The organism is Blautia hominis (genome assembly GCA_002270465.1).
Classification (GTDB): domain Bacteria; phylum Bacillota; class Clostridia; order Lachnospirales; family Lachnospiraceae; genus Blautia; species Blautia hominis.
This window is the reverse complement of the sequence record NQOF01000002.1, coordinates 699,299-713,987: the sequence shown is the minus strand read 5'-3', so window position 1 is coordinate 713,987 and position 14,689 is coordinate 699,299. Positions and strand designations below refer to the sequence as shown.

The 14,689-nt window shown below is 44.7% G+C and carries 15 protein-coding genes; 1 reads left to right on the top strand and 14 read right to left on the bottom strand.

All coding sequences use genetic code 11. The features are described from left to right. Positions 1 to 154: 154 nt before the first annotated feature. On the bottom strand, positions 155 to 2,578 hold the full coding sequence (locus CI595_RS09230) for a hybrid sensor histidine kinase/response regulator (RefSeq protein ID WP_243135128.1): 2,424 nt from the start codon (positions 2,576 to 2,578) through the stop codon (positions 155 to 157). 95 nt (positions 2,579 to 2,673) lie between these two features. Beyond that, on the bottom strand, positions 2,674 to 2,937 hold the full coding sequence (locus CI595_RS09225) for a hypothetical protein (RefSeq protein WP_243135127.1): 264 nt from the start codon (positions 2,935 to 2,937) through the stop codon (positions 2,674 to 2,676). 298 nt (positions 2,938 to 3,235) lie between these two features. Here CI595_RS09225 and CI595_RS09220 point away from each other — a divergent pair, with 298 nt between their 5' ends. Continuing rightward, positions 3,236 to 4,087 (top strand): hypothetical protein, encoded by an 852-nt coding sequence (locus CI595_RS09220; RefSeq protein ID WP_095172955.1) that lies wholly within the window; start codon positions 3,236 to 3,238, stop codon positions 4,085 to 4,087. Positions 4,088 to 4,321: 234 nt separating this feature from the next. Here the strand turns inward: CI595_RS09220 and CI595_RS09215 are convergent, their stop codons facing one another. The 12 genes from CI595_RS09215 to CI595_RS09160 form a co-directional block, all read right to left on the bottom strand. Then, the gene (locus CI595_RS09215; RefSeq protein WP_095172954.1) at positions 4,322 to 4,519 is read right to left on the bottom strand and encodes a nucleic acid-binding protein; all 198 of its coding nucleotides are present in this window, start codon (positions 4,517 to 4,519) and stop codon (positions 4,322 to 4,324) included. 178 nt (positions 4,520 to 4,697) lie between these two features. Further along, complete coding sequence (locus tag CI595_RS09210; RefSeq protein ID WP_095172953.1) at positions 4,698 to 7,094, bottom strand: ABC transporter permease; 2,397 nt, start codon at positions 7,092 to 7,094, stop codon at positions 4,698 to 4,700. Between the two features lie 13 nt (positions 7,095 to 7,107). Then, positions 7,108 to 7,773 (bottom strand): ABC transporter ATP-binding protein, encoded by a 666-nt coding sequence (locus CI595_RS09205; protein WP_095172952.1) that lies wholly within the window; start codon positions 7,771 to 7,773, stop codon positions 7,108 to 7,110. A 113-nt stretch (positions 7,774 to 7,886) separates the two neighbouring features. Further along, entirely contained in the window at positions 7,887 to 8,918 is a 1,032-nt protein-coding gene (locus CI595_RS09200; RefSeq protein WP_095172951.1) for a sensor histidine kinase, read from the bottom strand. Then, the gene (locus tag CI595_RS09195) at positions 8,915 to 9,601 is read right to left on the bottom strand and encodes a response regulator transcription factor (RefSeq protein WP_095172950.1); all 687 of its coding nucleotides are present in this window, start codon (positions 9,599 to 9,601) and stop codon (positions 8,915 to 8,917) included. Before CI595_RS09195 ends, CI595_RS09200 begins: the two co-directional genes overlap by 4 nt. A gap of 34 nt (positions 9,602 to 9,635) precedes the next feature. Then, complete coding sequence (locus tag CI595_RS09190; RefSeq protein ID WP_095172949.1) at positions 9,636 to 10,046, bottom strand: DUF3788 domain-containing protein; 411 nt, start codon at positions 10,044 to 10,046, stop codon at positions 9,636 to 9,638. 60 nt (positions 10,047 to 10,106) lie between these two features. Then, on the bottom strand, positions 10,107 to 10,646 hold the full coding sequence (locus CI595_RS09185) for a methylated-DNA--[protein]-cysteine S-methyltransferase (RefSeq protein WP_095172948.1): 540 nt from the start codon (positions 10,644 to 10,646) through the stop codon (positions 10,107 to 10,109). Between the two features lie 269 nt (positions 10,647 to 10,915). Continuing rightward, a complete protein-coding gene (locus CI595_RS09180) occupies positions 10,916 to 11,659 on the bottom strand; it encodes an ABC transporter permease (RefSeq protein ID WP_095172947.1) in 744 nt (247 codons plus the stop codon). Then, positions 11,646 to 12,380, bottom strand: a complete 735-nt coding sequence (locus CI595_RS09175; protein WP_095172946.1) for an ABC transporter ATP-binding protein — start codon at positions 12,378 to 12,380, stop codon at positions 11,646 to 11,648. The genes CI595_RS09180 and CI595_RS09175 overlap by 14 nt, the downstream gene beginning before the upstream one ends. 328 nt (positions 12,381 to 12,708) lie before the next feature. After that, the gene (locus CI595_RS09170; RefSeq protein ID WP_095172945.1) at positions 12,709 to 13,452 is read right to left on the bottom strand and encodes a MerR family transcriptional regulator; all 744 of its coding nucleotides are present in this window, start codon (positions 13,450 to 13,452) and stop codon (positions 12,709 to 12,711) included. 107 nt (positions 13,453 to 13,559) lie between these two features. Next, the gene (locus CI595_RS09165) at positions 13,560 to 14,225 is read right to left on the bottom strand and encodes a CPBP family intramembrane glutamic endopeptidase (RefSeq protein WP_095172944.1); all 666 of its coding nucleotides are present in this window, start codon (positions 14,223 to 14,225) and stop codon (positions 13,560 to 13,562) included. 17 nt (positions 14,226 to 14,242) lie between these two features. Continuing rightward, positions 14,243 to 14,680, bottom strand: a complete 438-nt coding sequence (locus CI595_RS09160) for a ribosomal maturation YjgA family protein (RefSeq protein ID WP_095172943.1) — start codon at positions 14,678 to 14,680, stop codon at positions 14,243 to 14,245. Between the last annotated feature and the right edge of the window lie 9 nt (positions 14,681 to 14,689).

Sequence of the window (14,689 nt, the reverse complement as noted above, 5' to 3'; positions counted from 1 at the left end):
TTCTTCTGCATAAAGATCCAATGTCCCACATTGGAATACAAATAAGAACAGAAGACAACCTGTTATTAATTTCATACCTGTTTTATACCATTGCATATTCCACATGATTCACACTCCAATAGCTATCGTATTCTTTTAAAGTAACCCTATTTTTTTAAACAGGCTGCCCTATCCATTTTTGAAGAACTTCCAGCAGCCGCTCAATCTCAACAGGTTTTGCAAGATGGTCATTCATTCCCGCGCTGCGGGCCTTCACTGCATCTGTAGTAAAAGCATTGGCAGTCAGCGCGATGATCGGAATAGTCCGGGCGTCCTCCCGGGGCAGTTTGCGGATCGCGGCAGCAGCGTCATACCCATTCATGACCGGCATTTGGATATCCATCAGGATAGCACAGTAATCCCCCGGGGCAGATGCCTCGAAAGCTTCCTTGACCATTTTGCCGTTCTCTGTGGAATCTACGATCATGTGATGCATTTGAAGCAGTTCTTCCACTATCTCCCTGTTAATATCATTGTCCTCTGCCAGCAGAACCTTCCTGCCAAAAAGCCCGTCTTTCTTTTTCTCCACTGCAGTCTCTGTTTCGGTCACTTTTGACAACCTGCTGCTCCGGGATTCCTCTTCTTCGCAAATATCCATGGGTATGGAGACAGTAAAAGTACTCCCCACGCCTTCCTCACTCTTGACATCAATGGTGCCGTTCATCATACGCACGATATTTTCTGTAATTGCCATTCCGAGGCCTGTGCCTTGAATCCTGCTGATTCTGGAATCATCTGCCCGCGCAAAAGCGTCGAATATATATGGCAGAAATTCTTTTGATATGCCGATCCCGTTGTCCGAACAGATAAATTCATACTGGCATTTATTGGGGACTAAGGAATTCCGCTCATTGATTCTAAGTGTGATCTCACCGCCTTTGTGGGTGTACTTTATGGCGTTGGAAAGCAGATTCATCAGTACTTGGCGCAGGCGGTCCCCATCTGTGATCACATTCTCATGGCACATTCTTCCAATTTTCATCTGAAATATCTGGTGTTTCTCATTTATCAGGGGGCGGCATACATCCATGACTTCCCGTATCAAATTTGAAAGATTGACCTGGGCCGGCGCCAAAGAGACTTTCCCGCTCTCTATTTTTGACATATCCAGCACATCACTGATCAAACTGAGCAAATGCCTGCCTGAGGTGTTTATCTTATCCAGACAGTCCTCTATTTTTTCCGGTGAATCCAGATTGGCCTGCGCAATTGCAGCCATACCCATGATCGCATTCATGGGTGTCCGGATATCATGGGACATGGATGATAGAAAATTGGTCTTTGCCGCATTTGCCACTCTCGCCACCTGATAGGCCTCCTCCAGCGCGTTACGCTGCTGCTCCTGTACTTCCCGCTCTTTTGTAATGTCAATACCAACGCTGTAGAAAGATTCAATGCCGTCCCAACTGTTTTCAGCACTCACATAGCAAAATGTCATGGTCAGTACCTTCTGGGTGCCATCACGGGTCAGGATACGCCCTTCTGCAGTAGTGGGCATTTGAGTCTCTTTTGAATGGTTCATCATTTCAGTGGCCCGGGGCAGGTCATCCGGATGAATATAGGTACACTGAAAATGCAGTTCCTTTTCAAACTGCTCTTTTGTGTAGCCGATCATATGGAGAAAATCTCCGCCGTACCAGATAACGGTCTTCCCATCCCGGGCATCTACCCTGGCAAAGCCTCCCGGAATAGTCCGCATTATGGCATCCCTCTCCCTGTCCATCTTCTCCAGCTTGTACTGGGGACTGAAATTGTCAAGTGAAAGCTCCAGACGGCATTCCCTGCCTTCCCACTCAATGATACGGTCCTTCAGCATATAAGAACGTTTCAAAAACGGGTTGTAATATTCCCATTCATAAAATCCATCCTTGTTCAGGCAGTGATTGGTACAGAACGGACAAGGTGCGTTCAGGTTCTGAATGACTTCATAGCACTTACGGCCTACCACCTTCTCAACCGGAAGCTGCAGCGTTTCGCTGGCGGCCCTGTTAATATAACGCAGCTCATAGTTTTCCATATCTGCAATATACGCATTTCCGGAATATTCATCCAGAACCCATTTAAAATACCCTGCAGCCTCCTTCAGATGATAGTTTTCCTTCAGTATATTCTGAAATTCACTGTCAATTGCTTTATAAAATGCACGGCACTCCATCCGCCCATCAGATCGCATACCTGAAAATGTGGCAGTCATACGTCCCCATACTACCCGGTCCTCTTTCACAGGGATGGGTACCGTCAGTTCCACATCTGACAGCCTGCCTGCAGCAGCCTCCTCAAGATGACATTTTATGTATCGAAACTCCTTGGGATAGGCCATATAATACTGCCGCAGGCTTGAAAACTGCCTGCAAAACTCGTTCTCCGTATATCCTGCTTTCTGATAAAACCAATTGCTTGCCCATAAAATAGTGAGGTCATCATCAAGCCAAAAGCCCAATGCTTCTATTTTCATGGCATCACATACCCCACGGTATCCCTCCAAAGGTACGGCCGCACCGGTCTTCCCTGCCAATGCATCCAATTGCCTCTTATCCATAGTTTTTCTCCTTATCACTCAAAATATCATGCAGGCTCTGAAACAGGCGCCCGGCATGAACCGGCCATGTTTTCCGCAAAATGATGGGCAGCGCCTCACTGCTTTCCATACAGGGCGATTTCCTCCTTCTGCCTGGAATCATATTCTTCTGTCACTTCATCCACACTCTGCCCCTGGCAAAGCTGCTGACTCAACTCTCTTACCGTATCCCAGACATTAAAATGCAGGCGGAAATCCTGGTTTGGTATTTGATTCCCCTCGGCTACACATGCTATTATGGAATCCGACTGAGGGATATCAGGTGCGGTGGCATTTTGGGATGTTGAAATCTTTCCAAGTTCCATTTTCTTCTGCTGCATCTTTGTTCACATACATAATAATAGTATCAGTATAACAAATCCCGCTAAGAATATCAATGATTAGCCATTTTGTCTGCCGAAATCAAGCTGCGAGCTGATCATAAAAAAGACCCACACATGGCAGATATACCACGCACAGGTCAGTAATACGAGACTATGTTTATAAAAAATCGCCATGGGGAAGGGTTCGGCAAATTACACGCCGTATCATGGCCGCTTCACTTGTCAGAAGCACCGGAAAAAGCTATACTTATAGTAAGGAAACTATTGTTCAGCTTTGAAAAAAGGAGGAAACACGATGAAAGAAAAACAGTCCTGCGGTATTTGGAAACTCTTCGACAAAGTAGGTCAATTTGGCACTTTCCTCATCTGGTTTGCAGCGATTCTGGCGGTGTCCATGCTCGCCTCTTATTTTCCGTTATGGGTGAACCTTCCCGTCAACGTGATCCTGCCCATCATTGTATTGTGCAAGCTGAAAATGGTAATGTTTGAAAAATTGAAACTCAGCACGCTGGTAGTTATGCGCGTACTGATCCTCCTGCCCCTGTTCGGATTGATGAGAGGCAGGCTTTACGTCAACATTGTTCTGGTATTTCTCATCATCAATTGTATGGAGGCTACGATCACAGACCTGCTCAAGAACCACCAGCCCTTTAACTTTGTAACCGGCCTCTTTCTCAGCGCCTCCGTCTTCACACTGGCTGGTGAGTGGTTCCCGAACGTCGCAGGACCATTCACCGCCATCTACACAGCCAACGCCGGTCCGCACACAGATACACTATTTACCACCAGCCAGGTAATGGCCATCGGTACGGTGTGCTGGCTTGCTGCCTACACCATCTGGAACTGGCTTTTCGTTGTGGGAGAATTCAGCCCCGCTATCGGCTATCTGCATATCGGCATCCTGCTCAGTCCCATAATAAGCGTGCTGCTGACAGGAAATCCCGGCCTGTGGCTGGTATTTCGCGCCAACAGCCTGACTTGCGGCGGTGTATTTCAAATCGCTTGTAAAGAGCAGGTAGAACAGCGGCTGGAAAACGAAAAAATAACTGCTTTTGTTAAAAAAGTAAGATCAAGGCCCGTACAGATTGTGTGTATGATCATCAATTTAGTGCTCATCGCGGTGCCTGTGATCCTTTATTTCCGGTAAGCAGCCGCTTAAAACTGGTCCGAACTGCAGCTCAAAAGGCTTCGCGCTTAACAGGCATACGCGTCATCTGATAAAGCCAGCCGGGCATATCAAAGAAAGCTTGATATGCCCGGCTGGCTTTCCTTTTCCGGGGAGTCCGCCCTGCTTGGTTTTGTCATCAGGAACTTATGCCGCAAATCTTTAGGAGGCCCCCGTACAGAAAAGCCGGTTCCAGAACTTATGCGGCATTTATTTTTATTTTTTCAGCAGATCCACATTATCAAAATAAATAGAAACCTCCCCACATTTGGGGCAGACGGCAACTTTAGGCTTTCCAAGCCTATTGGCAAATATCTTTTCACTGTCGGCCAAAATAATACCATACCCGGCTCCCTGAACCTTCAGATCACAGCCCTCAACCATTTCTGTGTGGCAGCGAATACATTCTCTCATTTGATCACCTCCTTATGTGCATTTCATTTATAGCTTCTTTTCTATAGTATCAATAATTTGGCAAAAACTCCATATACATGATGACTGAAATTTTACCGCATGTTATTGCATCAGTCCACATAAAAACCAAGTACCGCTTTCGCCGTTCCAATGACCACACACTTTATAAGGCAGGTTATCACTTCCTCAAAAGTTCGATCAAAGACCATTTACTTTGCTGTTTCAATGCGGTTCCCGTAATCACTGCGGTACATGCCAGAACGATCAAACAGTAGATCACCGTAACACTTACCGGAAAGTGATAATTCATATAAGTCATAAAACTGCTTTTCAAAAAACTGCAGAGCATATATCCGACGCCTCCCCCAATAGCAAGTGAAAATACAAGTCCCACAGAAACGATAAGCATTCCTTCCCAGTATACCATGGCAGAGAGCTGCTTTTGTGACATTCCCACAGAACGCATAAGCGCAAATTCTCTGCGCCTTACAATAATGCCTGTCAGAACCGTATTCAGTAGATTCATTACAGAAAAGCAGCCAATCAAGACAATTGCAACAGCAAGTGCAAGCTTGGTTCCCTGCAGGAAATTTTCATTCTGTGCGACTGCGTCTGAAAGGGAGGAAACATACAAGCGCGGACTGCCTGTTATAAACTGCCTTATTTCCTTTTCTGCCTGCTGTTCGTAACTTTCCTCAACACTGACTGCATATTGATATGTTAGATTACTCTGCGCAATCTTGTTCATGGCATCCAAAGGCAGTAAGATCATATCAATTTTATCCCCATTATTCCCTATTTTGCTTTGGTCAAGTACTGCAGCTATTTCAAACTGCATATCCCTGCTGTGTTCACCGTCAAAAACTTTTATCGTCACAAATGCCCCGGCTTTTGGTTTTGTATTAAAGTATTCCTCAAAGTCATCCGCTCTGCCGACGATCAGTTGGTTTTTCGATGCCATCGTCTCATAATCCGGAATTCTGCCCACTGCAGCGCAGCTTTGTATCAGCTCCATATCCTCCTGCCCAAAACCAACAACCGCATTATCGGATTCCTGCGACTGCAGGTCACGGGATACAGGCAGCTCCTGATAGGCTGTAACTTTTGTGACCCCGGAGAGATGACGCAGAGCATCATATACTTCTTTGGTAAAAGGACTATCCTTCTGCACCAGTTCTAATGCAGTATCCCTCAGTTCTTCATCACTGATCCTTACAAAAAACTGCCCGCTCTCAAAACCTGATAAAGACATCTCCCGTGCATCTACAGAGGAAAGGACAGAGGATAAACCCAACAGCAGCACACCGGTCAAAACAAGTGACGCAATGGTCAGTAGATTTTTCTTTTTATAGCGCAGAATTTGAAATCTTGCCAAAGAAAACAATGTCAACTTTTTATATTTGCGCATGTGTACCGCACTATCCCCCATCTCATACCGGGAAGCTTCAATGGGAGAAACCGTCGCTGCTGTCCTCGCCGGTTTTCTGATCGACAAACGTACTGTGATATAGACCAACACCGCAACAACGGGGCACACCCAAAACAATTGATTCAGCCGAAATCCCTGCGGGATCAGGAGATAGGATAAAAGGACCCCGGCTGCCAAGCCAATGGGAACTCCCGCCAGTGTCAAAGAAGTACCTTCTTTCATTACAAGCCGTTTGATCTGTTTTGTTGTCATGCCGATCGTCCGCAGTTGTCCATACTCTTTGATCGAATTGATGATAGAAATATAAAAGATACTGTAAATTACCAGTATCCCCGCCATAATGACGATCACAAGTCCGGCGGCAGCAACAGCGATCGTGAAAACGGAGGGCCGGCTAAGTTCAATAAAAGCTTTGTTGATAGATGGTAACTGCTCAATTTGGGCATCTTTAGAAATTTGTTCTGCAGTGGTTTTGATATCATCATATATATCTGCTCCATCCATATTGATTCGGAACATAGCGGATGCGGAACATGTATTCCACCCATCCATGAATTCAAAATATTTTATGGAAACAATAGCTGCGTATAAGGTTCTTTCCGTACCTTTGGCTGCCGTTTTAAGATAACCTGATATTACAAAATCCGTTGTCCCCCGGGTGCCTTCTATGGGAAGCGAAATAGTCTCGCCAATCTCAGCATTCATCTTTTGACTAAGCAGAAATTCTTCCTCTATCACTATTTCATTCTTTTCTTCTGGCATTTTCCCTTTGGAAAGAGACAATCCATTGAGTGTGAGACTGTCCTCATTTGAGCAGGAAACATTAAGTGTTTTATCTCCCATCCTGACACTCTTAACCGGTGCGTTAAATCCCAATGATCTGATACGCCGGTCAGAAGATAGGTTCTTGTACTGTTCTTGCGTTATGCCGGAAACAAGAGCATGGTAAGAGCCAGTAATACTATTTCCCCCGTTCTTATTAACCGCAGCAATTCCGGAAGTCAAAAGCAGCACAGCAGTCATCAGAAACGCAGCCAAAGCAATTGCGAAAACAGATAGCCCTTTTTTTAATTTGTCATGTTTAAGCTGAGCGGAAGCCACTTTGCGTATGATGCCGCCGGTATCATTTTCAAATGGTAATGTCATCGTACTGCCTCCTCTACTCTGCAATCCTGCCGTCCTCAATACGCACAATGCGGTCGGCAAGCTGGGCAATCCCGTTGTTATGTGTGATCATTACAATGGTCTGATGAAACTCATTTCCGGTGCGTTTCAGCAGTCCTAACACATCAGCACTGGTCTTTGTATCAAGGTTCCCTGTCGGCTCGTCAGCCAGAACAATAGCCGGCTTAGTCACAAGTGCCCTGGCAATGGCTACCCTCTGCTGCTGTCCCCCGGAAAGGTTATTTGGCATACTGTTCAGCTTGTCCTCCAGCCCAAGCATAGCTACCACTTCATTAACAAACTTAGTGTCTGGCTTATTGCCGTCCAGTTCCACTGGAAGGACAATATTGTCGTATACATTTAAAATCGGCACAAGGTTATAATTCTGAAAAATAAAACCAATACTACGCCGGCGAAAAATAGTAAGCTGATCATCATTCATCTTTGCCAGTTCCCTACCGCATACCATAACACTGCCGGAGGTTGGAAGGTCAAGCCCGCCAATCATATGCAGAAGTGTGGATTTACCGCTTCCGGACGTACCGACCACAGCCGTAAATCCCCCCTGCTCTACTGAAAAGTTAATGCCGTCAAGGGCACGGGTAATATTAGGTTTTGTGCCATAATACTTTTTCAGGTCCGTCGTTTGAAGAATATTCATTTAGAAATACCTGCCTTTCTTAATCTGGTAGGTATATTATAAAACTAAAATGTTGCAGAAATGTCCTAATGACCAAAGAGATCACGTCCAAATTGCTTCAATTTTAGGACATTTCATCTGCACGGCAGAAAAACAGAAAATACGGAACCTTTTCCAACGCCGGAAGTGACCTTCATATAACCACCCTGCATAGCAATTATTTCACGGGCAAGATACAGGCCAATCCCTATACCGTCTATGTCATGTACTGCTTCCTCACGGTAAAACCGCTTGAATATAGCTGCCTGTTCACTTTCGGGAATCCCCCTGCCTGAATCCGCCACATCAATCTTCAGGTAGATTTCCCATTCTTCCACTGTCACAGCAATGCACCCACACTCCGGAGTATATTTCACCGCATTATCTAAAAGGTTATACAATGCTTCCGCTGTCCATCGCCTGTCATGATAAAATTTCAGATTTTCCGGACAGTGCACAGATAACGTGATCTTCTTTTTCTCCAATTGGACAAGAACACCGTTGATGGCCTCCGACAGGGTATCCGCAAGTAAAACCTGTTTTTTCTCAAGCGTGATGATGCCGGTTTCCAACCGGGAGGTTTTCACCATTGCCTGGATCAAAAAAGCCAACTTATCCAACTGACTTCCAGACGCCTGCAGAAATTCCCGCTGTTTATCTTCCGGCACTGACCTGGTAAGCATAGTATCATTTATCATTTTTAAATTGGCAATCGGCGTTTTCGTCTGATGTGAAATATCCGAAACCAGTGACTGGAGTTCTGCTTTTTCTTTCTCGACCCTGGAGCGGCTGACCTGCATCATACTGTAAAGTCTTTCAAGCTGATGGGATATGCGGGCCAAGGACGTTTCCGCGTTAAAATCCACTTCCGGCTTTTCACCGCCGTCCATCATACTGTCCAGCGTTGTACAAAGACTATCCGTAAACTCTGATAACTTCACCTGAAAGAATTTCAGGCAGACCGCTCCGCACACAAAAAAAACGGCAGTTAAAAGCAAGCCGCCAAACACAACCGCCGTATTCCCGGTCAATGAGTACAGGGCTGAAATGATGATGACCGCAGCCAGCGCCGCACAGGCAGAAGCCATCAGCAAAAACTTACGGACAGAACATTGCTGTAACTTCATTTTTCATCACCGCCAATCCATTGATACCCTATACCGTAGGCTGTTTTGATATATTTATGGTCATCCGTTTCAATCTTTTTTCGTATGCGGCTGATGATCGTGGTCAATGTATGTTCATCCACAAAATCGCCGTCAATGTCCCACAGTTTTTCTAAAAGCTGTGTTTTTGTCAGAATAAGTTTTCTGTTTTTAATGAACAGTCGCAGTGTCCGGTATTCCTTTGGGGTGAAGTCTATGGGTTCGCCGCCCAGCACTGCCGCCTGTTCGGAAAAGTCAATTCTCAAAAATCCGTCATCAAACAAATCATGGCACAACTCACATGGCTGTAAGGTATCAAACACAGCCGCAAGCTTTTTACAAAGCACCGCTACAGAGAAAGGCTTGGTGATATAATCCGCACCACCGGCCTCATATCCTCTCAGCATATCACTCTCTTTGTCATTGGCAGTCAGGAATATAATGTAAGTTTTTGGCCTGCGTTCCTTGATCTCCGCACAGAGATCAAGACCATTTCCATCCGGCAGGCTGATGTCCAGCAGTACCAGGTCATACATGTTCTTCAGCAAGTCTCTTGCCGAAGAACATGTATAGGCAGAATCTACCTCATAGCCGTCAGAAATGAGATTATAGGCAAGGGTTTTATTCAGAAGCTTATCGTCTTCAATTATGATTATTTTCCTCATGCACCCATTCCTTTCCGGGATTTCCTATTTGTGGTTATGAACATTTGACACATAATAATTTTTGAATATCCTCAAATTGTTCCCTGCATGTGACACGGTATTGGATCCAGCCGCCGTCCCCGCAGGAATATCTGTTATCAATAAAGTCCTGGGTATATTTCCGCACCTGGCTATATACAGAATCAAACTGCTTATCAGATAATCTCATCATCACGGTAAATGCGTTATCTTCTGCAAAAATATTACACAGCAGTTTCTGCTTTTTTCTATGGGCGATTCCCCAGCCATAGTGATTGCCGTAGGGAAACGTGATCTTCTGTGCAGAACCATATGTTTGGGATAACCACTCATTCAGTAACGTAAACAGTTCTGCGTTTTCACCGCAGAACGCAGTCATTTGGCTTATGGTTGGCTCTTCCTGTTTATTCAGCATTCTTTCATACATACGCAATCCTCCAGGTCTCATGTCTATACATCCCTTAACTCCTCTTCTATTTTGGGCCTTTTACAGGGCAGTCCCCTTTTGGGGCACAAAGAATTTATCCATGGAAACACCCTCATGTGTGAGCAGCGCTATCTTTTTATCAATGCCGCCTGCATACCCCGTCAAGCTGCCATTGGAACCGACCACCCGGTGGCAGGGGATGATGATGGAAATGGGGTTATGCCCCACCGCCCCGCCTACTGCCTGCGCTGACATTCTGTCAATGCCCTGCCTTGCGGCCACTTTTTCCGCTATCTCACCATATGTAGTGACCTCACCATATGGAATCTCCATGAGGATTTCCCATATCCTTTTCCGAAATCCACTGCCTTCAGGCGCAAGGGGTAATTCTTTGGTTTCCGGTTTTTCCCCGCCAAAATAGCGGTCCAGCCAGGTTTTTGCCCGGACAAGCACTGTCAGTTCATGACATGTTTTTGTTTCCTCTTTGATGGAGCCGAGAAAATATTTTTGATTTTCTATCCAGAGACCAATCAATGCTTCGTGTTTCGCAGCGATCAAAATCCTTCCGACCGGTGAGGCATAATCAGTTGTATATATCATAAGCGTTAACTCCTCTCGTCTTTCATCCGCTCTCTCTGCAGATCCTTGTATATGTTCATGCGCTTCTGTTCCTTGCTGTGGTAAAAATACCTTTTTTTCATATTATCATCCGTTCCTTTTTGCCTGCACCGGACTGATTTTTCCTATGTTTTTTATTATATAGCATAGACAGTTTTTGTCAACAAAACACATTTCTATTCCATAGAAGAATCCGAAAAGCGGAGCGGATGAAAACCGCCCCGTTACGCTTACGCATGAAGTTTCAGTGTTTATTCCCATTTAAAAAAACGAAATGCTGTCACGGTACAAAATATGGCAATCACGGCCATAAGAATAATGGAAATCAGCACATGATCTACACTTTCTCCAAGAGAAGCTGCCTTCAGCAGTTTTATCCCCTGCGTCAAGGGCAGCACATTCGCCGCTTTTTGCATGGTATCAGGCATAACCTCATAGGGAAGCGTTGCACCGGAAAATATCAGCATAGGGAAATATAATATACTTGCGATCACACCTGCTATTTTTGTATTAGGCGCAATACCTCCCACCATCATGCCAATGCTGAACATGGATACCAGCACTAAAAGATAGCCTCCCAGAAACTGAAACACAGACCCGCGAAATTCATATCCGAAGAAAACTGCCGCCGTAAGATACAGTAATAAAAAGGAGATCACCGCATATAGGGTATAGATGACTACCTGCACAAATAAGATCATAGAAGGACTGACTGGTGTGACTTTATAACGCTTCAGTATATGTCTGCTGCGGTAATCAGATACAACCAATGGTAGTCCCATGACACCGCCGGCACAGATAGAGATCGTGGCGATGGCTCCAAAAGATTGTTCCAGAAAAGTAAATTCCGCACCCGGATAGGCAGGCTTATCCCCGTATAGGATCCCCAGAATAACCAATACCACGATTGGAACACAGATTGCAAAAATGAACATATCCATTCCCCGCAGCGACAAACTCAGTTCTGTTTTTAACATAGTTTTAAATGTTTTCATTGTTCTGTTCCTCCTCGTCTGTGTACCAAAGATAAGCATCCTCAAATTTCTCATATGGACTTTTTTCTATAGCCTCAGAAACCGTGCCGTAAAAAACGATTTTCCCTTCCCGCAGAATGCAGATGCAGTCACATAAAGCTTCCACCTCATCCATGAAATGTGAGGTCAAAAAAATAGTCAACCCTTTTTCCTTAAGGTCTGAAAGGATCTTCCAGACCTCCCGGCGCGCCTTTGCATCCAGTCCGGTAGTCAGTTCGTCCAAAAATACCACTTCCGGATTGGATATCAGTGCCAGAACAATGAACAGACGCTGTTTCTGCCCGCCGGATAAATCCTTGACAAGACTTTTCCTTTTATCCGCGATTCCGAACCTTGCAAGCAGTTCAAAGGGATCCGCAGATTTTTTGTATAAAGAGGCCGTCACCTGACAAAGCTCCGCCACGGTGATCTGCTCCTGATAGCTGCTCTCCTGAAACTGAACTCCCACCTCCTCAAAAAGTTTTTTCCGGTCTTTTAATGGGTCTGTCCCTAAAATACGGACAATCCCCCGGTCGGCCTTTTTCGTACCCAGAATGCATTCAATTGTGGTGGATTTTCCCGCGCCATTGGCCCCGAGCAGTCCAAAAACCATCCCCCTGTCAACCGATAAACTTATGTTTTCCACTGCGGTCAGTTCACCGTAAGATTTTGTAAGCTGCCCGACTTTGATCACTTCCTGCATTTGATCTTCCTCCTAATTGTTTTATCAAGGTCAAGGATATCACGGAAAAAAACATTGGTGTTAAAGTGGAGGGTTGAAACTCAATCATCATAATTTAGGTACCGTTCGCAAAGGGGAATGTGCCGGAATGATTGAAATACCTAAGGTGTTCAAAATGATATTTAAAATGTTGATGCAATTAGGTGAACGCTACGAACAAACGACAACTTGGGTTTGAAAAAAGGTTTCTGGAATATCTAAAATTAAGGCGCAGCACGCCTTAGTCAAACGAAGCGTACTGCGCCTAATGCTTATTAGCCAAAATAACATTGGTGGTAAAACAGAGAGGTTAAGAAAATCTGCTTTTCATATCTTTTAGTTTAAGGATCATTTTCTCCGCATTGCACATTGCAGCCATGAGGGACGTCACCAGTTTATCACATACCGCAATGATTTCAGTATCTTCTCTTGGTGTGTCCAGTGCTTTTTTTATATCTATCTCAGGATCTTGGGATAACTGAACAAGCATCGTCAAAATGGCCTCCAGTGAATAATTGGCACATCTCAGGGAACGGATGATCTTTAGCCGTTTTATATCTTCATCGGTATAAACACGATACCCGTTGCGCTTGCGCCGGACAGTCAGCAGGCCATTCATTTCCCAATTTCTCAAGGTATCCATAGAAATTTTCAGGTATTCGGATACTTCTTTCCTTTTCATTGCGTGGATGTTTTCTTCCGTCCGGCCGTCTAAAATCTGTTTTACAATCACAATGGCCTCCTCCGCATTGGCTATTTCCTCCCTGACCTGCATCAGATATTCCTGTGTGAGCTTCAAAGCCGTATCATAGTCGCCTGCTGCGGATGTTTTTACCATACGCACGATTTTTCTTCGCAGTCCGTTTTGCAGCACCTCAATCTGAAACGCAAGGCGTGCAAGCCGAAATTGTTCTACATGAATATCTGTAAAAACTCTGTAACCATTTGGCTGCCTCTCCGGTTTTGGAATCAGCTCCAATTCTTCATACATACGGACCGTGTTGGGATGAATGCCGATGAGTTGTGCAATTTCTAAAGTTTTATATGTTTTCATTGATCAACACCTCCTTACAAAATTACAGTACCACCAACAAAAAGTCTGGTGTTATAATGAAGGGTTTTTTTCAGGACTTGTGAGAAATGATCACGGTATTTGGGTATTTACTTTTCTATATATGGATAGATCATCGTAACATACGATATCAGATTATAACCGCAGTGTGCAATGATGCAGCATAATATAGATTCTTTATACAGATAAAGACTCCCTAAGAAAATGGCACATATAAACGCTGAGAAAGTCTGTACCATATTGAAATGAAGGAGGGCAAAAAGGGCAGACGAAACCAGCAATGCCGCCGCACCTCCATAAGTTTTTTTCAGACCGCCAAGAACAAACCCCCGCATGAATATTTCCTCAATGACAGGTGCAATGATACATACCTGCAGCAGACTTGTAACCGGTGCTGCGCGTAAACTCTGTATTGTCTCCTGATAGTTTTGTTCACTTACGGGAAAGAGACTTTCAAATATAGGGTCCAGGAAATTATCCAGAAGCAGATAAAACAAAACAGAACATCCAACCGCAAGCAAAAGACCGGTTGGTGTTATATTTGCCAGCATATTGACCCGATATCCCTTTTTTCTCAATAACTCTATGAATCCGCATACACAAATGATCGTTGTTATTGTATTAAGCCAGCCAGCTGTCTCAGGAAATACATTCCGCCATACTGTTACATCTAAAAATGTATAAAACAGCATAACTCCCAAATATACAACAGTCCACCCAAAAGCTTTTCCGATCTTTAAATAGGATTCCCCCATAATTCTCCATCCTCAATTCATGCATTTCCTGCTTCATTTTTGGGCCGTAACAGGAATCTCCATAACCCTTTTTCTATCAGCCCTCCGGCCAGAACCCCCACGGTGTAGCACACAAGATCACTCCACAGAAAGCCAAACCCCAATACCAGGCCTCCCAAGGTTGTATGGCGCAGCACATTGATCCATTCTGCCTGATATAACTGTGAAAACTCAATCGCATAGGAAAACAACAGGGCAGCGATCGCCGCCTTTCCTGTGGATATTTTTAAAAACAAAAAACCGATTCCCCAAAATACCATGAGCGCCCAGAGTGTATCTCCGGCATATTCCCGGAACAATACCGGAAGATATGATCCAAACTTTCTGGATGAGATTCCTAGGATCATGGTTGTTATGATCAGGATCAAATATAGGATTCTATTTCGCTCCCACTTTTTTTCGCCGTTTCCCTGCATTTCTTCTCC